Genomic DNA, 21,652 nt, shown 5'->3' with positions numbered 1-21,652 from the left:
ACGAGGGGGCTGGAAGCGACAAATGTTTGACGCACAGAATCGAGATCAGGTGGGCAACAGCGTATGCGGGCCGGGCAACACCAGGCGGAAGCAGGAGCCGCCGGCGGGTACCGGGATGTAGTCCAGCCGTGCCTGGTTGGCCCGGCACAGCTCGCGGGCGATGTACAGGCCCAGCCCGGTGCCGTGCTCGGAGGTGGTGAAAAACGGCCGGAACAACTGCGCGGCCACGGTCTCGGGAATACCGGGGCCGCGATCCATCACGTCGATCACTGCGCTGCGTTCGTGCTGCGCCACGCGCAGGCGCACGCGGGCCGGCTGCTGGCCGATACGGCCGTATTTCAGGGCGTTGTGCACCAGTACGGTCAGCACCTGGTAGAGGTGTTTGGTGTCGACCTGGGCCATCACCGAGATCTCGCTGATGATCGGTTCGATGCTGTCGGTCTCCAGCGTCTGGCCCTGTTTGTACTCCAGCACGAAGCGGCGCACGAAGGCGGCCAGGTCGACGTTTTCGGGCGTGGCGCGCTCGCGCCGGGCCAGGCCCAGCACGCTTTCGACGATGCCGTTGGTGCGCTGGCACTGCTGGCGGATGATCTGCAGCAGGCGGCGGTCGCTTTCGTTGAAGCCGGTGCCTTCCTCCAGCAGCTGCACCGCGTAGTTGATCGCGGCCAGCGGGTTGCGGATCTCGTGGGCGAGGCTGGCCGAGAAGCGCCCCATTGCTGACAGGGTGAGCGATTCGGCACGGCGCGAGACCACGCTGGAGTCGTCCAGGAACACCAGGGCCAGCTCGCTGCCGGCCAGCAGGCGCGCAAAGCGGGGCTGCACTTCGGGCTGGTCGGGGTTGAGCTGCAGCGGCAGTTCGTCCTGGGCCCAGCCGTTGCGCCAGCGCTGCAGGCGACGGGCGAGTTCCGGGGCGGCGCTGGCCAGGTCCAGGCGGCCGCTTTCGCCGCTGCCGTCGCTGTCACCGAGCAGCATCGAGGCGGCCTCGTTGGCCAGGGTGACACGGTTGTCGGCGTCGACCACCAGCACGCCGGTGCGCATGCGGCGGATGATCAGCTCGTTGATCTGGAACAGGTTGGCTACTTCGTCGCCGCGCTGGTTGGCCAGCTGCTGGTTGCGGCGCGCGCGGCTGCCGACCTGGTAACTGATGAAGGCCAGCGCCAGGTAGCTGGTGGCGAACATCGCCAGTTCGGCCAGGGTGCGGGTGGGGTCGCCGCCTTCCAGCAGCTTCCAGGTGTATTCGACGCCGGTGGCGAGGCTGGCGGCCAGTGCCAGGCCCAGCCCCAGGCTGAGCGGCAGCAGGGTGGCGGCGGCGGCGATGTTGAACAGCAGCGACATCGAAATGCCGGCGCTGGCACCGGGCAGGGCATGTGACAGCAGGGTGGCGGCGACGATGTCCACCAGCACGCCGCTGACCACGATCGGGCGCAGCCAGCGTTCGTTGCGGCCGATCACCAGCGCCAGCAGCGACAGCACCAGGTAGATGGCGGCGACGGTGTCGGCCAGCCGCGGGTGGTGGGCTTCGCCGACCATGGCCGACAAGGGGCTGTAGAGCAGGGCGGCGATGACCGAGGCGATCAGCACCCGGTACAGCGCGAAGAAATACAGCTCACGCCGCGGAATCGATTCGATGCGGTCGATCAATGAAGCACTGGGTGACACGCCGGAACTCCCCTTCTGGCTGCCTGGGTCTGGAATCTGCGGCGGGCCTGCCCGGCGTCCCCTGAGGCCGGGCGGTACGTCGCTTCGATGTGGCCTGCGGTGGAAGCCGTCGAGCACCCCCGACGCTACACACCCTGGTTGACCAGTATAGGGCCCCCGGCAGGGCGCCGCCGGCGCGGCCCGGATCGCGCATTTGACCCGGGATGGATACCGCTGGCCAGCCGGCCCCCGGGCGCAACTGCCTGAATGACGGCGGAAATCTGGCCGGGTCTGGCGTTTTGTACAGACTTCTTTGCGCCCCGGCGCCGGCTCGGCCACAATAGTGGGCCCGCCGCGGTCCGTGCCGGTGCCTCTTTGAGGGGGCCCTGAGGAATTGCGTGCGGTCGTTCCTATTCCCACGGTGACGCATGAATTTCCACGAATACCAGGCAAAACAACTGCTTGCCGAATACGGCATCCCGGTCCCGGCCGGCAAGGTCGCGGCGACCCCGGACGAGGCGGTTGAAGTCGCCCAGTCGCTGGGCCAGGGCCCCTGGATGGTCAAGGCGCAGATCCACGCTGGCGGCCGCGGCAAGGCTGGCGGCGTCAAGTTCTGCAAGACCGTCGACGACGTGAAGGCCGCAGCGGCCAAGATGCTCGGCACCAAGATGGCCACCTACCAGACCGCCGGCGTCGAGCTGCCGATCAACCTGGTGCTGGTGACCACCGCCGGTGAGATCGTCAAGGAGCTGTACCTGTCGGTCCTGGTGGATCGCGGCACCCGCACCATCAGCTACATCGCCTCTTCCGAAGGCGGCATGGAAATCGAGCAGGTCGCTGCCGAGACCCCGGACAAGATCCACACCCTGAACGTGGACTTCGTCGAGGGCGTGCAGGGTTACCACGGCCGTGACATCGGCTTCAAGATGGGCCTGACCGCCAAGCAGGCCGGCCAGTTCGCCAACATCATGGTGAACCTGTACCGCATCTTCAACGAGAAGGACCTGGCGCTGGTTGAGATCAACCCGCTGGCGATCCTGGACGATGGCAACCTGTACGCGCTGGACGGCAAGTTCAACAGCGACGACAACGCCAACTTCCGCCACAAGGAACTGGTCGCGATGCGCGACAAGTCCCAGGAAGATGAAACCGAAGTGACCGCTTCGGAGCTGGACATCAACTACGTCACCATGGACGGCAACATCGGCTGCATGGTGAACGGTGCCGGCCTGGCCATGGCCACCATGGACGTGATCAAGCTCAACGGCGGCGAGCCGGCGAACTTCCTGGACGTGGGCGGCGGTGCGAACAAGCAGCGCGTCATCGAAGCGTTCAAGCTGATCCTGTCCTCGGACAAGGTTGAAGGCATCTTCGTCAACATCTTCGGCGGCATCGTCCGCTGCGACATGATTGCCGAAGGCATCATCGCCGCCGTGAAGGAAGTGGGCGTCAAGGTTCCGGTCGTGGTGCGCCTGGAAGGCACCAACGTGGAAGAGGGCAAGCAGCTGCTGCGTGACAGCGGCATGGCCATCATCCCGGCTGACAACATCAACGACGGCGCCAAGAAGGTCGTTGAAGCGGTCAAGAACGCCGCCTGATCCACGACACCGAAGGAAATTCCCATGTCTGTTTTGATTAACAAGAACACCAAGGTGATCGTGCAGGGCTTCACCGGCCAGCAGGGCACCTTCCACGCCACTCAGATGATCGAGTACGGCACCCAGGTTGTTGGCGGCGTGACCCCGGGCAAGGGTGGCACCACCCACATCGACCTGCCGGTCTTCAACACCGTTGCCGACGCCGTGCAGAGCACCGGCGCCAACGCGTCGGTCATCTACGTGCCGCCGCCGTTCGCGGCCGACGCGATCCTGGAAGCTGCGGCTGCCGGCATCAAGGTCATCGTCTGCATCACCGAAGGCATCCCGGTGCTGGACATGCTGCGCGTCAAGAACGTGCTGACCCGTTCCTACCCGGACACCGTGCTGATCGGGCCGAACTGCCCGGGCGTCATCACCCCGGGCGAGTGCAAGATCGGCATCATGCCGGGCCACATCCACAAGCCGGGCAAGATCGGCATCGTGTCGCGTTCGGGCACCCTGACCTATGAAGCGGTCAAGCAGACCACCGAAGTCGGCCTGGGCCAGTCCACCTGCATCGGCATCGGCGGTGACCCGATCAACGGCCTGAACTTCGTCGACTGCCTGAAGCTGTTCAACGAAGACCCGCAGACCGAAGGCATCATCATGGTCGGCGAAATCGGCGGTGACGCCGAAGAAGCCGGCGCCGAGTACATCAAGAACCACGTGAAGAAGCCGGTCGTCGGTTTCATCGCCGGTGCGTCGGCTCCGGCCGGCAAGCGCATGGGCCACGCGGGCGCGATCGCCTCGGGCGGCAAGGGCACCGCGGAAGGCAAGTTCGCCGCGATGGAAGCCGCTGGCGTGGTCACCGTCCGCTCGCCGGGCGACCTGGGCGCTGCCATCGCCAAGCTGGTGAAATAAGATCGGCTGCCTCTGGCAGCCGATTCTGTAGAGCCGAGCCCACGCTCGGCTTGCTTTGGAAAAGCCGCCCTCGGGCGGCTTTTCTGCGTCTGTCGCCCCGGCCATCCCGGCAACCCCATCCACGCATGGCGTGGATCTACTGAGCCAGGGCTGTCCACGCAGTGAGCGCGCCCGGCGTGCGCATGGCGCAGCGCTACAATGGCGGCATTGCAACCACAGGCTGGATTCCCATGGCTTCGATCCGCATCGCGATGGCGCAGTTCGACTTCCCGGTCGGCGACGTCGCCGGCAACACCGAGCGCATCATCGAGATGATCGGCCAGGCGCGCGATGAGTACGGCGCCGAGCTGGTGATGTTCCCCGAGCTGGCGGTGAGCGGCTACCCGCCGGAGGACCTGCTGCTGCGCCCGGGTTTCCTGTACGAGTGCGAGCAGGCGTTGACCCGCATCGCCACCGCCTGCCGTGGCATCACCGCCGTGGTCGGCTGGCCACAGGCGGCTGGCGCGGTGGTCTACAACGCTGCCAGCGTACTGCGTGACGGCCTGGTCGAGCAGACCTACCGCAAGCGCGAACTGCCCAACTACGCGGTCTTCGACGAGCGCCGCTACTTCGACGTCGATCCGGATGGTGGCAGCTGCGTGTTCGAGGTCAATGGCATTCCGGTCGGCCTGCTGATCTGCGAGGACCTGTGGTTTGCCGAGCCGCTGGCCGACACCATCCGCGCGGGTGCGCAGCTGGTGGTGGTGCCGAATGCTTCGCCCTACGAGCGTGGCAAGCACGCCCAGCGCGACGCCGTGCTGGCCGCGCGTACCCGCGAGAGCGGGGCGGCCATCGCTTACCTCAACGTGGTGGGCGGCCAGGATGCGCTGGTGTTCGACGGTGCTTCGGTGGTGGCGGATGGTGATGGCACGGTGCACCCGGCCGCTGCTGCCTTCGTCGACCAGTGGCTGGTGGTGGAGTATGACGGTGAGACCCGCCGCTTCATGCCGCATGTGTGGATGGACGACGGCGACGAGAGCATGGACGCGCTGGCCTGGCGCGCGGTGACCCGTGGCATCCAGGACTACTGCCGCAAGAACGGTTTCAGGAAGGTGTGGCTGGGCCTGTCCGGTGGCATCGACTCGGCCCTGGTGCTGGCATTGGCCGTGGATGCGATGGGCGCGGAGAACGTGACCGCCGTGCGCCTGCCGTCGCGCTACACCGCCGGCCTGTCCAACGACCTGGCCGCCGAGCAGTGCCGGGCGCTGGGGGTGAAGCTTGAGGCTGTGTCGATCGAGCCGGCGTTCAAGGGCCTGATGGAATCGCTGGCGCCGATGTTCGAAGGCACCGCGCCGGACGTGACCGAAGAGAACCTGCAGTCGCGCAGCCGCGGCGTGATCCTGATGGCGCTGGCCAACAAGTTCGGCGGCCTGCTGCTGACCACCGGCAACAAGAGCGAGTACGCGGTCGGCTACGCCACCATCTACGGCGACATGTGCGGTGGCTATGCGCCGTTGAAGGACCTGTACAAGACCGAGGTGTTCGGCCTGTCCAAATGGCGCAATACCGTGGGCGGCGCACCGGTGATCCCGCCGGCGGTGATCAGCCGCCCGCCGTCGGCCGAGCTGCGCGAGAACCAGCTGGACCAGGACTCGCTGCCGGCCTATGACGTGCTGGACGGCATCCTCTACCGCTACATCGACCAGGAGCAGTCGCGCGGCGAGATCGTGGCCGCCGGCTACGACGCAGCGGTGGTCGACCGCGTGCTGCGCCTGGTGCGCATCAGCGAGTGGAAGCGGCACCAGGCCGCGCCGGGGCCGAAGGTGTCGCGCCGGGCGTTCGGTCGCGAGCGTCGCTATCCGATCAGCAACGGCTACAAGGGCTGAGGCAACGGTGGGTGGGCAGTGCCGGCCGCTGGCCGGCAACCCGTCGGCCTCTCTCCGGTGGGTGCGGAGCTTGGTCCGCACGATGGTCGAAGATCATCCTCGCTCGGCGTGGATCTACCGGGCTTCGTCGAGCAGCTGTTCGATGCCGGCAGTTTCCGCAGCGTCGCTGAAGTGGCCATCCTCAAACCGCGCACGTACGAACGCCAGGCCATCGGCCGCCGCCGCGTCCAGCGTGCCCCGGTGGTCGACGGGGTAGCGCCGGAACGCGACCGGCTCGCCTCGCAGGGCCAGGCCAGCGGCGTACAGCAGGGTGGTCAGGTAGGGCACATCGCGGTCCTGGCTGCCATGGCCCAGCATCAGCGGTTGGCTGAAGCCGCGGCGCGGTACGCCGAGATAGTCGTACAGCACGGCCCAGATGCCCGGCACGTGGGTCAGCGGTGCAGTGAACATGCTGCCGGTGTCGGCGCCGTCCAGGGTGACGGCCAGTTCGCCCAGGCACTGCTGGCGTGCCACGGCCACACGCGCTCGGCCTTCTTCGCTGAGGACGCGGTCGATCTGTGGCGCGACCTGCAGCAGGCCATCGAGCAGATACGCGTGGTAGGCGTTGAGCGCGCCCGGATTGGCTGTGCGGTTGTCCGGCTTCATCACCAGTGCGGTCAGTTCGACTGCGGTGGGCGTGCCGGTGGTGAAGCTGCCGCGGTACTGCAGCGACGGTCCACCATAGGTGGGGGCGATGTGGCCCGCCGTGAGCGCGGCGGCACCGCCCTGCGAATGGCCGACCGAGACCCAGCGCGGCGACAGCGTCCCGTTGTCGAGGTACTGGCGGCTGGCCTTGATCATGTCGATGGCATTGCGCGCGGCAGTGCGCACATGCAGATAGGCATGGTCGCCTGAGCTTCCGAGGCCCTGGTAATCCGCGGCGACCACTGCATAGCCCTGTGCCAGGAACCGATCAAGAAAGCGCCCGTCGCGTTCGGGTTGGTAGGGGCCGGAGACCGAGGGCGCACAACGATCCGCAATGCCCTGGGTGCCATGGGCCCACGACACCACCGGCCAACCGCCGATGGGCGGCGTGCCGGCGGGCAGGTACAGCAGGCCGGTGCCTTCGGCCAGCTGCCCGCGGTGGTCAGGAGTGCGGTAGTGCAGTTTGTAGGCCTGGGCGGCCTGGGACGGCACCCAGGTGGCGCGATAGGGGGCTGCGGACAGCAGATCGCCCGGTGCGCCCTGTGCGGCGGCCGGTGGCGCCGAGGTCAGCGCCAGCAGCGCGATGGCGAGGAGGCAGGACAGAGGGCGGATGCTGCAGGGCAGTGGGGCCATGGGGCGCTCCGTGATGGCCGGTGTGGCCGTGGCGCTGCAGTGTGGATGGCCGTGCCCGGGCGGGCTGCGACCGGCGTCGCATCCGCCGTGGATTCGTAGCATTCCTAGGTGCCGCCCCGGCGCGGGGAGGCGGACGAGGAAAGCAGTCCAGCATGGCTCGACTCTACAAAGAAGAAGGGCCCCTTTCGGGGCCCTCGCTTACTTCTTTTCCAGTCGCGCGTTGCGCTGGCCGGTGCTGGCGGACTTCTCGCCGGCGAACGGGTTCAGCTTGCGGATCATCCACGGGTACTTCGGCCACTTCCCTTCCAGCCACGGGTGGTCCGGCTGGTTCAGCTGCAGGACGCGGCGGGCGTCGTCGGCCAGGGTCTTGTTGCCCAGGTGGGTGTAGGAATCGGCCAGCACGGCCACGGCGTCGTACTGGAAGGCGCTCTGCGGGTAGGTTTCCAGCAGGTAGTTGGCGCGGCCCACGGCTGACACCCAGGCGCCGCGGCGCATGTAGTACAGCGCGTTGTCCAGCTCGTGCTGGGCGAACACGTCACGCAGCTCCAGCATGCGCTGGCGCGCATCGGCGGCGTAGCGGCTGTTCGGATAACGATCAACCACGATGTTGAAATCCGAGTACGCCTGGTGCGGCGTGGACAGGTCGCGGCGGCTGGCATCCAGCGACCATACGCGGCGCAGGAAAACCGTACTGCGGTTGGAGTTGGCCAGGCCGCGCAGGTAGTACAGATAGGCAATGTTGCGGTGGGTCGGGTAGGTACGGATGAAGCGGTCGATGCTGGACACCGCGTCATCGTGCTTGCCGGCCTTGTACTGGGCGTAGGCGGTTTCGATCATCGCCTGCTCGGTGTACGGACCGTACGGATACTGGGCCACCAGGCGGCGGAAGCTGGCTTCGGCGCCGCTCCAGTTGCCGCCCTGCATCAGCTTGTGGCTTTTCTCGTACAGCTGTTCGACCGGCACGCCTTCATCGGGGCGATCACCCTTCTTGGCGCCGCGATGGCAGCCGGTTGCGGCGATGACCAGCACCAGCAGCAGGGCGGTGAGGCGGACGGGCGCGGAGAGCATGGCGGAGCGTCGGATCATGGGGTCGAGGCGGGACGCGGCTGGAATACGAAGGGTCGATGATAGCCTAGTGTCCTGTCCAGCGACTGAAACCGGCCGCCGGGACCCCAAAATTTCAAAGAATGCCCCCTGCCATGTCTGAACAACCCTCTGAATCGGCCCGCCAGGCCATCGTCCCCGACACCGCTGCCGGCCGTCGTTTCGACGCGGTCGTGGCCGAACTGTTCCCCGAATACTCGCGCTCGCGGTTGACCGAGTGGATCAAGGCCGGTGAGGTCCTGCTGGACGGTGCCCAGGTGCGGCCGCGCGATCCGCTGCGTGGCGGCGAGGTGGTGACCCTCAACGCGGTGCTGGAAACCCAGACCGACGCCCAGCCGGAGGACATCCCGCTGGACGTGCTGTTCGAGGACGAGCACCTGCTGGTGATCAACAAGCCGGTGGGCCTGGTGGTCCATCCGGGTGCCGGCAACCACAGCGGCACCCTGGTCAACGCGCTGCTGTTCCGCGATCCGTCGGTGGCGGTGCTGCCGCGCGCCGGCATCGTGCACCGCCTGGACAAGGACACCAGCGGCGTGATGGTGGTGGCCAAGACCCTGGAAGCGCAGACCGCGCTGGTCGAGCAGCTGGCGGCACGTGACGTGCACCGTCAGTACCTGGCCATCGTGATGGGCGCGCTGGTGGCCGGTGGTACTGCCGATGCCCCGATCGACCGCCACCCGCGCGACCGCCTGAAGATGGCGGTGCGTGAGGACGGCAAGGAAGCGGTGACCCACTACCGCCTGCGCGAGCGCTTCCGGGCACACACCGCGCTGGAGTGCCGCCTGGAAACCGGCCGTACCCACCAGATCCGCGTGCACATGGCGCACGTGCGCCATCCGATCATCGGCGACCCGCTGTATGGCGGCGCGCTGAAGCTGCCCAAGGGCGCCAGCGACGAGCTGGTGGCCGCGCTGCGCGGCTTCAAGCGCCAGGCCCTGCACGCCGAGACCCTGGAGTTCACGCACCCGATCACCGGTGAACCGGTGCGCAACACCGCGCCGGTGCCGGAGGACATGCTGCACCTGCTGAAGGTGCTGCGCGAAGACAGCGAAGCCTTCGCCGCCCGCGAGCGGGACCGCTGGTGATGGCGGCCGCGCTGCCGTTGCTGCAGGCCGACTGGCCGGCGCCCGCAGGCGTCCATGCGCTGACAACGCGCCGGCACGGCGCGGGCATCTCGCCGGTACCGTTCGCGCAGTTCAATCTGGGCAACCGGCACGCGGCCGATGGTGATACCCCGGCCAACGTGGAGCACAACCGCCAGCTGCTGCAACAGGGGCTGGCGCTGCCGTCGGCGCCGCACTGGCTGCGCCAGGTGCACAGCAGCACCGTGCTGCGCTTCGATGCACCGCCGGCGCCTGGCGCGAGCGAGCCGGTGGCCGACGCGGCGGTAACCTCGGTGCCGGGCGTGGTGCTGGCGATCCTGACCGCCGACTGCCTGCCGGTGGTGTTCGCCGCCGCCGACGGCAGCGAGGTGGGCGCGGCCCATGCCGGCTGGCGGGGGCTGGCCGACGGCATGCTGGAGGCCACGGTAGCCGCCCTGCAGACGCCGCCGGCGCAGCTGCGGGCCTGGTTGGGCCCGGCCGCCGGGCCATCCGACTATGAGATCGGCGAGGAGGTCTATCACGCCTTCGTCGGCCATGATCCCGCTGCTGAGCGGGCGTTCGTCGTGACCCGCCCCGGACACTGGAAGGTGGACCTGTTCGCGCTGGCGCGGCAGCGCCTGCAGTCTGCGGGGATGGACCCGGCACAGGTGTATGGCGGCACGGTGTCGACGATGGCCGACCCGGACCTGTATTCGCATCGGCGCGATCGTCGCACCGGGCGCATGGCGACCCTGGCCTGGATCGCGCCCTGACTGCGCCGCTGTTCGCGCGTGTGCTGGGGCCGGCCTTCGTCACCCTGGCAGGACCGGTGCAGGCGCTGCATGCCGCGCCGTTGCCGTGCCGCTACGCAGGGCAGGCCTGCATCGTGAGGGGGCGGCACTGGCTGGTGCCGCTGCTGGCTGCGTTGGCGCGGTTGCCACAGGACGGTGACGCGCTGCCCACCGAGGTGGCGTTCAGCCGCTACCGGCAGGGCGAGCAGTGGGCGCGGCGGTTCGGGCGCTGGCCAATGGTGTCGCGGCTGTGGGCGCACGACGGGCATCTGCGCGAGCAGCTGGGCGCGGTGCGCTTCGAGTTCGCGCTGCGGGCCCGCGACGGTGGTATCGACTGGTCGGTGCGCCGGGTCTGGGCGTTCGGGCTGCTGCCGCTGCCGACGCGTTGGTTCGGCGGTGTGCGCTGCCGTGAAGCCTGGCAGGGCGAGCGCTACACTTTCCTGGTCGATGTGACGCTGCCCTGGGCCGGAGCCCTGATCCGCTATGAAGGTTGGCTCGAACCGCAGTGACGCTGCCGCCGAGGCTGGCAGCGCGGTGATCGTGTTCGATGGCGTGTGCGCACTGTGCAATCGCTGGGTGCGGTTCCTGCTGCGTTTCGACCGCAGGGGGCGCTACCGCTTTGCAGCGATGCAGGGGCAGAAGGGCAGCGCGATGCTGCGCGCGCACGGGCTGGATCCGCAGGACCCGATGTCGTTCCTGCTGCTGGACGCACAGGGTGCCTGGACCGATACCGATGCGATCCTGCGCGTATTTGCGGGGCTGGGCGGCGCCTGGCGCGTGGCCGGCGTGCTGCGGCTCGTGCCGCGCCGCTGGCGTGATGCGGCGTATCGCGCGCTGGCACGCAACCGCTACCGCTGGTTCGGTCGGCATGACACCTGCCATCTACCCGCACCGGAACAGGCCGCGCGGTTCCTGGATTGACGAAAAAGGGGACGGAGGGGATTAAGTCGTTTGTGCACAAACGACTTAATCCCCTCCGTCCCCTTTTTCTTCAGCCTTCGAGTGCGTCGAGGTAGCTGCGGCGCCAGTGGTTGATGTCGTAGGTGCGCAGATGTTCCATCATCGCGTGCCAGCGTTCCTTGCGCCTGCTCAGCGACATCGTCGCTGCGGTGGCGATCGCATCGGCCACGCCGTCCAGATCATGCGGGTTCACCAGCAGTGCCTGCTTCAGTTCGTCGGCGGCGCCAGCCAGCAGTGACAGCACCAGCACGCCGGGATCCTCCGGGTCCTGCGAGGCCACGTATTCCTTGGCCACCAGGTTCATGCCATCGCGCAGCGGCGTGACCAGGCCGACCGCCGCCGCCCGGTAGAAGCCGGTGAGCGTGGCATGGGTGAAGTTCTGGTTGACGTAGCGCAGCGGCGTCCAGTCCGGCTCGGCGTGGCCACCGTTGATGTGGCCGGCGATCTGTTCCAGTTGGCTGCGCAGCTGCCGGTACTCGGTGACATCGCCGCGCGAGACCGGCGCGATCTGCAGGTAGGTGAGCGAGCCGCGCTGGTCCGGGTGGCGCTGCAGGTAGCGCTCGAAGCCGAGGAAGCGTTCGGGCAGGCCCTTGGAGTAGTCCAGGCGATCCACGCCGATCGCCAGCTGGCGGTCCCGCAGGCTGCTGCGCAGGTTCTTCACTGCGGTCTTGGTCGCGGCGGTGCCGGCCTGGCGTGCGATCAGATCGGTGTCGATGCCGATCGGGAAGGCCGCCGCGCGGAATCGGCGCCCACCGGGTGCTTCCAGCTCACCGTTGTCGAGCACGCGGCCACCACCGAACAGGCGCAGGTAGGTCTGGAAGCGATCGGCATCGCGCTGGGTCTGGAAGCCGACCAGGTCGTAGGCGTACAGCGCGGAGAACAACCGCAGATGATCGGGCATGGCCTGCAGCAGGTCGGCCGACGGCATCGGGATGTGCAGGAAGAAGCCGATGCGGCAGCCGATGCCGCGCTCGCGCAGCAGTGCGCCGAGCGGGATCAGGTGGTAGTCGTGGATCCAGACGATGTCGTCCTCGCGCAGCAATGGCGCGAGCTTGTCGGCGAACAGCGCATTGACCTTGTGATAGGTCTCGCGGGTGCCGCGGTCGTAGTCGACCAGGTCCAGCCGGAAGTGCAGCAATGGCCACAGCGTGCGGTTGGCGAAACCATTGTAGTAGCCATCGACCTCGCGCTTGCTCAGGTCCATGGTGACGTAGTCGATGTCACCGTCCTTCTGCCGGTGCAGCGTGCCGCTGCCTTCCTTTACGGTCTTGCCGCTCCAGCCGAACCACAGGCCGCCGCGCTCCTTCAGGGCGGCCAGCAGGCCGACCGCCAGGCCGCCTGCGCGGTTCTCGCCGGGCACGGCCACACGATTTGATACCACGACCAGACGACTCACGATGCCTCCTGCCAGGACCGCGACAGGCGCATCGCGGCGGTGATCAGGCCGACATGCGAATAGGTCTGCGGGAAGTTGCCCCAGGCCTCGCCGGTGTCGAAGGCCAGATCCTCCGACAGCAGGCCCAGGTGATTGCGCTGCTTCAGCAGCAGCTCGAACATCTCGCGCGCCTCGTCCAGGCGCCCGATGGCGGCCAGTGCGTCGATGTACCAGAACGTGCAGATGGTGAAGCTGGTTTCCGGCTCACCGAAGTCATCCGGAGCGACATAGCGGTACAGCGAATTGCCGTGCTTGAGGTCACGGCCGATGGCTTCGACGGTGGCGATGAAGCGGGCGTCCATCGCGTCGATGAAGCCGATGTCGGCCAGCAGCAGCAGCGAGGCGTCCAGGCGATGGCCACCGAAGGTATCGGTGAAGTGGCCCAGCTCTTCGCTCCAGGATTCGGCCATGATGCGCGCGTGGATGGTGTCGGCACGTGTGCGCCAGTAGTGGGCGCGGTCGTCGCGCTTCAGCCGTACGGCGATCTTGCACAGGCGGTCACAGGCGGCCCAGCACATCGCGCTGGTGTAGGTGTGCACCTCGGTGCGGCCGCGGAACTCCCACAGGCCGGCATCGGGTACGTCATGCAGGGCGAAGGCCTGCTCGCCGAGGGGTTCGAGGCGGGCGAAGGTGTGCGCATCACCCGGGTCCTGCAGGCGCCGGTCGAAGAACAGCTGCGTGGACGCCAGCACGACGCTGCCGTAGACATCGTGCTGGCGCTGCACCCAGGCCAGATTGCCGCGCCGTACCGGGCCCATGCCGCGATAGCCGGACAGGCTGGGGACCTCATCCTCGTCCAGCTTGGCTTCGAAGCCGATGCCGTACAGCGGCTGCAGCGTGCCGTCGGTGGTGGCCAGGTTGAAGATGTAGCCGAGGAACTGTTCCATCGTGCGCGTGGCGCCGAGGCGGTTCAGCGCCCGCACCACGAATGCCGCATCACGCAGCCAGCAGTAGCGGTAGTCCCAGTTGCGCACGCTGCCGGGGGCTTCAGGAATGGAGGTGGTCATCGCCGCGATGATCGCGCCGCTGTCCTCGTACTGGCACAGCTTCAGCGTGATCGCACTGCGGATCACCGCGTCCTGCCATTCCAGGGGAATGGACAGGTAGCGCACCCATTCGCGCCAGTAGTCGCGGGTACGCTGGAAGGCCTCCTGCACATAGCCGCTGATCGAACGGTTGAGCGATTCATCCACGCCCAGGATCAGGTGGATGGGATGGTTGAGCACGAACGGCAGGCCGTCGCGCACGAAGCGCACCGGCACGTCGGTGGTCAGCCGCAGCACGTGTTCGGGCAGCACCCAGCGCACATGGTTGCTGCCCCAGGTGGATTCCGGAACGCGCGCGCCCCAGTCCGCCAGCGGGCGTGCGCGTATGGTGATGCGCGGGCTGCCAGCCAGCGGACGCACCTGGCGGATCAGGCTGACCGGGCGGTAGAAACGGTCGTTCTGGCGCCAGCGTGGGGCGAAGTCGAGGATTTCCAGTTCGCCGCCGTGCGTGTCGCGCAGCACGGTGCGCAGGATCGCCGTGTTGGTCAGGTATTCCTGCTCGCTGCTGGCGAAGTCTTCCAGCTCGATGGCGAAGTCGCCACCGGTCTGCTGGTTGGGGCCGAGCAGCGCACAGAAGGTAGGGTCGCCGTCGAAGGTGGGCAGGCAGCTCCAGACAACGCGGGCACGTTTGTCGACCAGGGCGCCGAAGCTGCCGTTGCCGACCACGCCCAGATCAAGATCGGGTTGGGTCATCACGCGGTACATCTCGGTTGCGGCCGTGGGGGGGGGCCGGGTCAATAGGCATTCTCACGCAGCCAGGCGTGCACGCTGCGTATGTCGGGCAGCGCGAACACCGCCGCGCTGGGTTCACGTTCACCCACCAGCACGCTCCAGCCATGCTGGCCGTTGGCGGCATCGAAGCCGAACTCATCGGTCAGGTCATCGCCGAGGAACACCGGCAGGCGACCGCGGAAGGGCAGGTACTGCATCATCCGAAGCACCGCACGGCCCTTGTCGGTGCCGACGGGCACGAACTCGACCACATGGTCGCCGGGCTGCAGGCGGTAGCTGGCACGGCCCCGCACGTGGCGGTCGGCGAAGGCGCGGACGTCCTTGGCTGCATGCGGCGCGCCGCGCCAGTGCAGGGCCAGGCCGACACCCTTGTCTTCCACCAGCACGCCGGGATGGCCGTGGGCGAAGCGCATCGCCTGCTGGTGCAGTGCGTGCAGCCATTCGGCGGTGTCGTCATCGTGTTCGTCGCGCAGTACGCGACCATCCTGCCCACGCAGTTCATGGCCATGCAGGCCCGCAGCAGGCAGTTGCAGCGGAGCGAACAGTTGATCCAGCTGTTCGAGCGGGCGGCCACTGACCAGTGCCACGGCACCTTCCAGGCGGTCGCTGATGCGGCCGATGGCTTCGCGCACATCCGGCAGCAGCTGCACGGCATCCGGGCGTGCAGCGAATTCGATCAGGGTGCCGTCGACATCGAGGAACAACGCGCAGGCGTCATCCAGCAATGGCGGCGGCGGACGCAGGGGGAGCGGTTCAGCCATGAAGCCCAGCTTGCCAGCGTGGGCGTGTACGTGGGGTCGAGGGCAGGCTACGGCCTTGCTTCGGTGGGTGCCGACCGTTGGTCGGCATAAAGGGTCAGCCTGCATTGAACCCGGGCAGTGCGGACCAACGGTCCGCACCCACCCAAGGCAATTACACCCAGAGCAATCAGAAGGTATAGCGGACGCGGCCGTAGTAGTACGCACCGTTGCTGCCGATCGGCGACAGCACGTCGTACGGCAGGTTGCCGAAGTAGTGGATATCGCTGTTGGATCGATCCGGATAGTTGTCGGTCAGGTTCTGCCCACCGAGGGCCACGCTCCACTGCGGGGTGATGCGGTATTCGACTTCCGCATCCAGCTGCCACTCGGCCTGGTAGGTCTGGCGCGGGATGTAGCCGTCACCGAAGTTGAACACGCGGGTGGCGCTGCCATAGCGGTTCACGCGGGTGCTCAGCGACCAGTGGTCATTGCTCCATGCGGCCGAGAAACTGCCACGCGTGCGCGGTGTGGCATCGGTCAGCGTGTTGGTCTCTTCAATCCCGAACAGCACATAATCCGGGTCCAGCGCCTGCAGCTGGGCCGGCGTGGCCAGCACGTTCTTCAGCGTGGTCTTGGTATAGGCATAGGTGCCGGTCAGCAGCAGCTGGCCATCGCCCAGCGACTGCCGCCAGTTGGTGACCAGTTCGGCACCGCGGGTGCGGGTGTCGGCGGCGTTGACGAAGAAGCTGGCGCTCTGCAGGCCGCTGACGCCGTAGTTGGCGGCCACGTAGTCGGTCAGCGCATCGCCGGTGATGCTCTCCGACAGCGCGATGCGGTCATCGATGTCGATCTGGAAGAAGTCCAGCGACAGGTCGAAATGCTCGCCGATGCGGCTGGTGAAACCGAGCGAGGTGTTCAGCGATTTCTCTGGCTTCAGGTTCTGTGCCCCCAGGCCGCGTGCGATCGGATTGTTGACCGACAGCAGGCGGCCCTGCACCAGCTGGCCACCTGCGTTGTAGCCGGTAGAGGTGGACTCGTAGCCGACCTGCGCCAGCGACGGTGCGCGGAAGTTGTTGGAGATCGCGCCGCGCAGCGCGAACGCCGGGGTGAACTCATAGCGCAGGCCGAGCTTGCCGGTCAGCTCGCCGCCGAAGTCGTCGTTGTGCTCGTAGCGCGCGGCCAGATCGGTGGAGAACTTTTCGCCGAACTGGCTGGACAGGCTGGCATAAGCACTGGCCACATCGCGCGACAGGCGCGCCGCATCCTGCGGGGTCAGGCCGCCACCGGCCTGCGAACCGGTCGGGCGGTCGGTGTACGGACCGGCGGCATAGCTGGCCGGGTCGCCGGGGCGGGTCTGGTAGCGCTCATGGCGTGCTTCCACGCCCAGGCCCAGGGTGTGGCTGATGCTGTCGTTCTGGGTGAACACGCGGCTCAGATCGAGGTTGCCCACGGTCTGCGCATATTCGTAATCGGCGGTCTTGAAGCGGGTCGGGCTGGTCGGGCCCAGCGAGGCGTTGAGCGAATCACGCAGGCGATAGGTGAAGTCATTCTGGCCGTAGTCCAGGCTGCCGTCGTAGCTCCATTCGCTCCACTGCCCGCGCACACCGGCCACGGCCTGCACGTCGCGGTTCTCACCTTCGGAGATCGGCCGGTAGCCATTCGGATAGACCTGCTTCCAGTTGGCATCGCCATCGGGATAGCGGAAGTAGTTCGCGCCTTCGGTGTCACGCTGGTTGAAGGTACCGAACGCGTAGAACGTCGAGGTCTGGCCCACCGGAATCTCGGTGTTCAGCCACAGGTTGATGTCCTTGCTCTTGCCATCGCCCAGGACGTAGTTGCGCTTGCCCTGCAGTGCCAGGTTGCCCGGGGTCTGGTCCCACGGCGGAATCTGGTCGAAGCCGGCGCGGTTGGTGCCGTTGCGGTGCTTGTATTCCAGGCCGACGCGCAGGAAGCCACCGTCTTCGCCCAGCGAGGTGCCGACCTTGGCGCTGATGTTGCCGGTCTGGCCATCGGTGAGGGTGCGGCCGATCGGCTTGAGGTCGGTGTGGTTGGCACCGTAGCTCGCCTCGATCTCGCCGCCGTCACCGCCGTTGTCGAGGATCACGTTGATCACGCCGGCCACGGCGTCCGAGCCGTACAGCGCACCGGCGCCATCGCGCAGCACTTCAATGCGCTTGATCGCGCTGACCGGAATCGAATTGAAATCGACCGGGGTGGTGCCCTTGCCGATCTTGCTGTCGGTGTTGACCAGCGCGGTGTGGTGGCGGCGCTTGCCGTTGACCAGCACCAGCACCTGGTCCGGTGACAGGCCACGCAGCTGCGCGGCGCGCACATGGTCGGCGCCACCGGAGTTTGACTGGCGCGGGAAGTTGAACGACGGCAGCAGCGCCTGCAGCGCGCTGCCCAGCTCACCGTTGACCACGCCGGCCTTGCGGATGTCCTCGGCGGTGAGCACATCCACCGGCGAGGTGGATTCGAGCACGGTGCGGTCGGCGGCACGGGTGCCGGTGACGATCATCGTGTCCAGGTTGGTGGCGTCCTGGGCCAGGGCCGGGGCGGCGGCGGAGGAAAGCGCGAGGGCGATGGCGAGGCCGAGCGGCGACGCGGGCAGGCGGGCGGACATGGGGGCTCCAGCAACAACGACGGCGGGGAAGGGGAGATGGTTTCACTTACATCCATCCGGATGAAGCGATATATTATCTTCGCGTGATGACCGGTGCCGATGCAAGCCCCTGCCGGTCCGGCATGAGCTGATGCCCGGTTGGCATCAGCACGCCGGGCCGGTGGCGCTGTACGCTGCCGGCTCGCCTTGTCCCCCTTTCCCCGGAGCTGTACCGATGAAACACCTTGGCCTCGTCTTTGCCGTGCTGTTGGCCACCAGCGGCTGCGCCAGCCTCTCATCGCAGGCGCCCAGCGCCTATGCCACGGCCACCACCGCCGAACTGAAGGGCGATGCCGCACGCCCGTCCGCCGGCCACGGCTGGGTGCGCAGCGAGCTGTACTTCGGCGTAGGCGAAGAGCAAGGCGCCGGTAACCGCCCGCAGGCCGACACCATCAGCGAGGCGCAGTGGCGCACCTTCCTGGACAAGGAAGTGACCCCGCGCTTCCCGGATGGCCTGACCGTGTTCGATGCCTATGGCCAGTGGCTGTTCCGCGGCGATGCCGCGCCCAACCGCCTGCGCACCAAGGTGCTGGTGGTGCTGCATGAGGACACCCCGCAGCGCCGCGCCGATATCGAAGCGATCCGCCTGGCGTGGAAGCAGCAGACCATGCATCAGTCGGTGCTGTGGTCGCGGCAGCCGGTCGAGGTATCGTTCTGAGTTGAAGGTGCCGCTGCGGTGCCGCAGGGAGCAATGATGAACTACAGGGAATGCCTGCTGGGCCTGGTGTTGGCCGGCGCGCTGGCACCGACGGCGCAGGCGGAGGACGAGGGCGAAACGCTGCGCTTCCAGGTGGCCGCGCATGTGCAGGCGCACGCCGATCCCCAGCAGGACGGCAGCATTGCAGTGCAGCTGTCGCCGTCGGGCAAGCGCCAGACGTTGGAGGGCGCGGTGGATGCCGACGGCCGTTCGCGCTGGTCGCTCGAAGATGTCGATTTCGACGGTTACCCGGAACTGGTCGCACGCGCCCCGGTCGGCATGGTCAACGAAGCGGTGGCGGTGTACCGGTTCGATCCCGCCAGTGCCGGGTTCCGCGCGCTGCGGGCTGAAACCCACGGCAGGGAGAGCTGCGGCGAGCTGATGGGCCTGATGGTCGACCGCCCCAGCCGTACCCTGACCAGCAGCTGCCGCAGCGGCCCGATGTGGTACACCGACCAGTACCGGTTTGCAGGCGCGACACTCTATCTGTACCGCGCCGAGCGCGTGCTGATGCTGGGCGATACGGTAAACGCCGCGCTGCAGTGGGAACAACGCGAAGAGAACGGGCCGTTGGCGGTCTGGCGCACCTATGATCCCGCCGGCCGTGTGTTGGAAAGTGCCATTACCGATGGCCTGGGCGCACCACCGGATGGACCGTTGCGCGGCCAGCAGGCCACCGTGGCATCCGCGCGGCTGTTCCTGTTCGGCCGGCCTGGTGCGTCCAGCACCAAGCGTTACCTGGTGCAGGGCGATCGGGTGGAACTGCTGGATGAACAGGAGGGTTGGCTGAAGGTGCGGTATCACAACCCGAAAAGCGGCGCGGTGGAGGGCTGGATCAACGTCAATGATTGACGAGACGTCTGCCCGCATTTTGCACATCGAGGCGACGAGCGACGCGCCCACGGGGGCATCACTTCATCAGGTCTAGCCTCGGACGTTCCCCCGTTCGAGGATGTATCCGATGAGCAAGCGCGTGGCCGAAATCGTGGTGGACGCCCTGCAGCAGGCCGGTGTCCGCCGTTGCTACGGCATCGTGGGCGATACGCTCAACCATGTGACCGATGCGATGCATGGCAGCGAGATCGCCTGGGTGCACGTGCGCCATGAAGAAGTGGCAGCGTTCGCTGCCGGCGCCGATTCGCTGGTGAGCGGCGAGTTGACCGCCTGCGCGGGTTCCTGTGGTCCCGGTGGCCTGCACTTCATCAACGGCGTCTTCGAGAGCAACCGCAACCGTGCGCCGATGGTGCTGATCGCCAGCCAGGTGGTGACCAGCGAGCTGGGCATGGAATTCCCGCAGGAAGTGGATTTCAAGTCGGTCTATGGCAGCTGCACGGTGTTCTGCGAGCAGGTGCACAGCCCGGAGCAGGCGCGACGCGTGGTGGCCCTGGCCTGCCAGGCCGCGATCAGCCGCCGTGGCGTGGCGGTGGTGATCCTGCCGGCCGATATCAGCCAGGCCGAGGTGAAGCACGATGTGCCGTTCTCGGTGCATTACACCCAGCCGGTACTGCGCCCCTCCGACGCCGAAATGCAGCGCATCGCCGAATTGCTGGGGCAGGGCAAGCGCGTCGGCATCTACGCCGGTGCCGGTTGCCAGGGCGCGCACGCACAGCTGTTGGAACTGGCCCGGCGCCTGCAGGCCCCGATCGCGCACACCTCGCGCGCCAAGGACTTCGTCGAGCCGGACAACCCGTACAACATGGGCATGACCGGCATCTTCGGCATCGAGTCCGGCTTCCACACGCTGATGGCGTGCGACACGCTGCTGCTGCTCGGCGCCGACTTCGCCTGGGGCCAGTTCTACCCGGACAAGGCCACCATCATCCAGGTCGACCGCGATGGCAGCCACCTCGGCCGCCGCCACCCGGTGAACCTCGGCGTGGTCGGCGATATCGCACCGACGCTGGATGCGTTGCTGCCGATGCTGCCGCCGCGCGAGGACAGCAGTTTCCTGGACGAGTGCATCGAGCATCGCGACAAGGCGCTGAAGAATCGCGAACAGGAGGAGCAGCCGGGCGAAGGTGAATTGATCCATCCGCAGCACCTGACCGCGCTGCTCTCGAAGCACGCCACCGAAGATGCACTGTTCACCGCCGACGGCGGCTCGCCGATGGTGTGGGTGCTGCGCCATATCCGGGTGAACGGTCGCCGCCGCACGCTGACCAGCCTGCTGCACGGCACGATGGCCAACGCGATGCCGCAGGCGCTGGGGCTGCAGAAGGCCTTCCCCGGCCGGCAGGTGATCTCGCTGTCCGGCGATGGTGGCCTGGCGATGCTGCTGGGTGATCTGTTGACGGCGGTGCAGGAGAACCTGCCGATCAAGGTGGTGGTGTTCAACAATGGCTCGCTAAACTTCGTCGAGCTGGAGCAGAAGGTGGAAGGCCTTCTGGACAACTACACCGACCTGAAGAACCCGGACTTCGGCCGCTTGGCCGAAGTGATCGGCTTCCATGGCCGCACGGTCACCCGCAGCGAGGATCTGGAGGAAGCGGTGCAGGATTTCCTGTCGCAGCGCGGCCCGGCATTGCTGGACGTGCACACGAGTCGCGCCGAGCTGGTGATGCCGCCGCAGATCGAGGCCAAGCAGGTCGCCGGCACGGCGCTGTATGCGGCCAAGGCGGTGTTGAACGGTCGCTTCGACGACGTGAAGCATCTGCTGGTGGACAATTTCCTGAAGAAGTAGGGGGTGGTCGATGCAGGGCTGCGCCCTGCACCTGCAGAGGCCAAAGCAACAGCCGAAGCAACAGCAACAGCTAGGTATCCGTGAGATGGCGGGGTGGGTCCGGTTGCGGGGGGCGCTGCAAGTACGTCCATGTAAGCTCGGTCGCCGCATCCATGCGGCTCACGCCCCCGCAACCGGACCCACCCCGCCTTCGACAGATTTCCGCGATCTGCAGTAGATCCACGCCATGCGTGGATGAATCTCCATCGGAATCGAATATTTCGAATTGGAATCGAAATGCATCCACGCATGGCGTGGATCTGCCGTGTCGACCAAGGTCGACACCCACCAACAGCAGCAGAAACCTGTCAGAGGTGGGGCGGTGTCGGAGGGCGGGGTGTCAGCCGCATGGATGCGGCTGACACC

Annotated in this window: 17 protein-coding genes; 10 read left to right on the top strand and 7 right to left on the bottom strand. The window is 67.2% G+C overall.

Annotation, left to right across the window (positions count from 1 at the left end):
* Positions 1-45 precede the first annotated feature (45 nt).
* On the bottom strand, positions 46-1,659 hold the full coding sequence (locus RCF13_RS16230) for an ATP-binding protein (protein ID WP_134968485.1): 1,614 nt from the start codon (positions 1,657-1,659) through the stop codon (positions 46-48).
* Positions 1,660-2,066: 407 nt separating this feature from the next.
* Here RCF13_RS16230 and sucC point away from each other — a divergent pair, with 407 nt between their 5' ends.
* From sucC to RCF13_RS16215, 3 genes are all read left to right on the top strand, one after another.
* On the top strand, positions 2,067-3,236 hold the full coding sequence (gene sucC / locus RCF13_RS16225) for an ADP-forming succinate--CoA ligase subunit beta (protein ID WP_005418614.1): 1,170 nt from the start codon (positions 2,067-2,069) through the stop codon (positions 3,234-3,236).
* 24 nt (positions 3,237-3,260) lie between these two features.
* Positions 3,261-4,136 carry a succinate--CoA ligase subunit alpha gene (sucD, locus tag RCF13_RS16220; protein WP_005418610.1) on the top strand — a complete coding sequence of 292 codons (876 nt, stop codon included), beginning with the start codon at positions 3,261-3,263 and terminating at the stop codon, positions 4,134-4,136.
* A gap of 230 nt (positions 4,137-4,366) precedes the next feature.
* On the top strand, positions 4,367-6,001 hold the full coding sequence (locus tag RCF13_RS16215; protein WP_134968486.1) for an NAD+ synthase: 1,635 nt from the start codon (positions 4,367-4,369) through the stop codon (positions 5,999-6,001).
* A gap of 114 nt (positions 6,002-6,115) precedes the next feature.
* Here RCF13_RS16215 and RCF13_RS16210 read toward each other — a convergent pair whose 3' ends face one another.
* Positions 6,116-7,318 (bottom strand): lipase family protein, encoded by a 1,203-nt coding sequence (locus RCF13_RS16210; RefSeq protein WP_134968487.1) that lies wholly within the window; start codon positions 7,316-7,318, stop codon positions 6,116-6,118.
* 198 nt (positions 7,319-7,516) lie between these two features.
* On the bottom strand, positions 7,517-8,404 hold the full coding sequence (locus tag RCF13_RS16205; protein WP_032960726.1) for an outer membrane protein assembly factor BamD: 888 nt from the start codon (positions 8,402-8,404) through the stop codon (positions 7,517-7,519).
* Positions 8,405-8,517: 113 nt separating this feature from the next.
* On the opposite strand from RCF13_RS16205, the gene rluD reads away from it, so the two are divergent.
* From rluD to RCF13_RS16185, 4 genes are read left to right on the top strand one after another with little or no spacing between them, the layout of a single operon-like run.
* Complete coding sequence (gene rluD, locus RCF13_RS16200; protein WP_080376926.1) at positions 8,518-9,507, top strand: 23S rRNA pseudouridine(1911/1915/1917) synthase RluD; 990 nt, start codon at positions 8,518-8,520, stop codon at positions 9,505-9,507.
* The gene (gene pgeF, locus RCF13_RS16195; protein WP_154351294.1) at positions 9,507-10,277 is read left to right on the top strand and encodes a peptidoglycan editing factor PgeF; all 771 of its coding nucleotides are present in this window, start codon (positions 9,507-9,509) and stop codon (positions 10,275-10,277) included. Before rluD ends, pgeF begins: the two co-directional genes overlap by 1 nt.
* Before the next feature lie 20 nt (positions 10,278-10,297).
* Positions 10,298-10,804: a DUF4166 domain-containing protein gene (locus RCF13_RS16190; RefSeq protein ID WP_154351293.1), complete on the top strand. Its 507-nt coding sequence runs from the start codon at positions 10,298-10,300 to the stop codon at positions 10,802-10,804.
* Positions 10,779-11,216, top strand: coding sequence for a thiol-disulfide oxidoreductase DCC family protein (locus RCF13_RS16185; protein WP_231352266.1), 438 nt, complete (start codon positions 10,779-10,781; stop codon positions 11,214-11,216). The genes RCF13_RS16190 and RCF13_RS16185 overlap by 26 nt, the downstream gene beginning before the upstream one ends.
* 70 nt (positions 11,217-11,286) lie before the next feature.
* Here RCF13_RS16185 and otsA read toward each other — a convergent pair whose 3' ends face one another.
* The 4 genes from otsA to RCF13_RS16165 form a co-directional block, all read right to left on the bottom strand.
* Complete coding sequence (gene otsA / locus RCF13_RS16180) at positions 11,287-12,651, bottom strand: alpha,alpha-trehalose-phosphate synthase (UDP-forming) (RefSeq protein WP_134969526.1); 1,365 nt, start codon at positions 12,649-12,651, stop codon at positions 11,287-11,289.
* Positions 12,648-14,429 (bottom strand): glycoside hydrolase family 15 protein, encoded by a 1,782-nt coding sequence (locus RCF13_RS16175; RefSeq protein ID WP_308141345.1) that lies wholly within the window; start codon positions 14,427-14,429, stop codon positions 12,648-12,650. The genes otsA and RCF13_RS16175 overlap by 4 nt, the downstream gene beginning before the upstream one ends.
* 41 nt (positions 14,430-14,470) lie before the next feature.
* Positions 14,471-15,229, bottom strand: coding sequence for a trehalose-phosphatase (otsB, locus tag RCF13_RS16170; protein WP_134968416.1), 759 nt, complete (start codon positions 15,227-15,229; stop codon positions 14,471-14,473).
* Positions 15,230-15,395: 166 nt separating this feature from the next.
* Positions 15,396-17,831 carry a TonB-dependent receptor gene (locus RCF13_RS16165; RefSeq protein ID WP_308141344.1) on the bottom strand — a complete coding sequence of 812 codons (2,436 nt, stop codon included), beginning with the start codon at positions 17,829-17,831 and terminating at the stop codon, positions 15,396-15,398.
* A 214-nt stretch (positions 17,832-18,045) separates the two neighbouring features.
* On the opposite strand from RCF13_RS16165, the gene RCF13_RS16160 reads away from it, so the two are divergent.
* The 3 genes from RCF13_RS16160 (at position 18,046) to RCF13_RS16150 (ending at position 21,247) form a co-directional block, all read left to right on the top strand.
* Positions 18,046-18,528 carry a DUF3574 domain-containing protein gene (locus RCF13_RS16160; protein ID WP_134968414.1) on the top strand — a complete coding sequence of 161 codons (483 nt, stop codon included), beginning with the start codon at positions 18,046-18,048 and terminating at the stop codon, positions 18,526-18,528.
* 36 nt (positions 18,529-18,564) lie between these two features.
* Complete coding sequence (locus RCF13_RS16155) at positions 18,565-19,419, top strand: SH3 domain-containing protein (protein WP_134968413.1); 855 nt, start codon at positions 18,565-18,567, stop codon at positions 19,417-19,419.
* Positions 19,420-19,528: 109 nt separating this feature from the next.
* Positions 19,529-21,247, top strand: coding sequence for a thiamine pyrophosphate-dependent enzyme (locus RCF13_RS16150; RefSeq protein ID WP_134968412.1), 1,719 nt, complete (start codon positions 19,529-19,531; stop codon positions 21,245-21,247).
* Positions 21,248-21,652: the final 405 nt, after the last annotated feature.

It is taken from the genome of Stenotrophomonas maltophilia group sp. RNC7, from assembly GCF_030910085.1.
Lineage (GTDB): Bacteria > Pseudomonadota > Gammaproteobacteria > Xanthomonadales > Xanthomonadaceae > Stenotrophomonas > Stenotrophomonas sepilia.
Note: the sequence above shows the minus strand (reverse complement) of the source record. Positions and strands in the feature narration are given on the sequence as shown.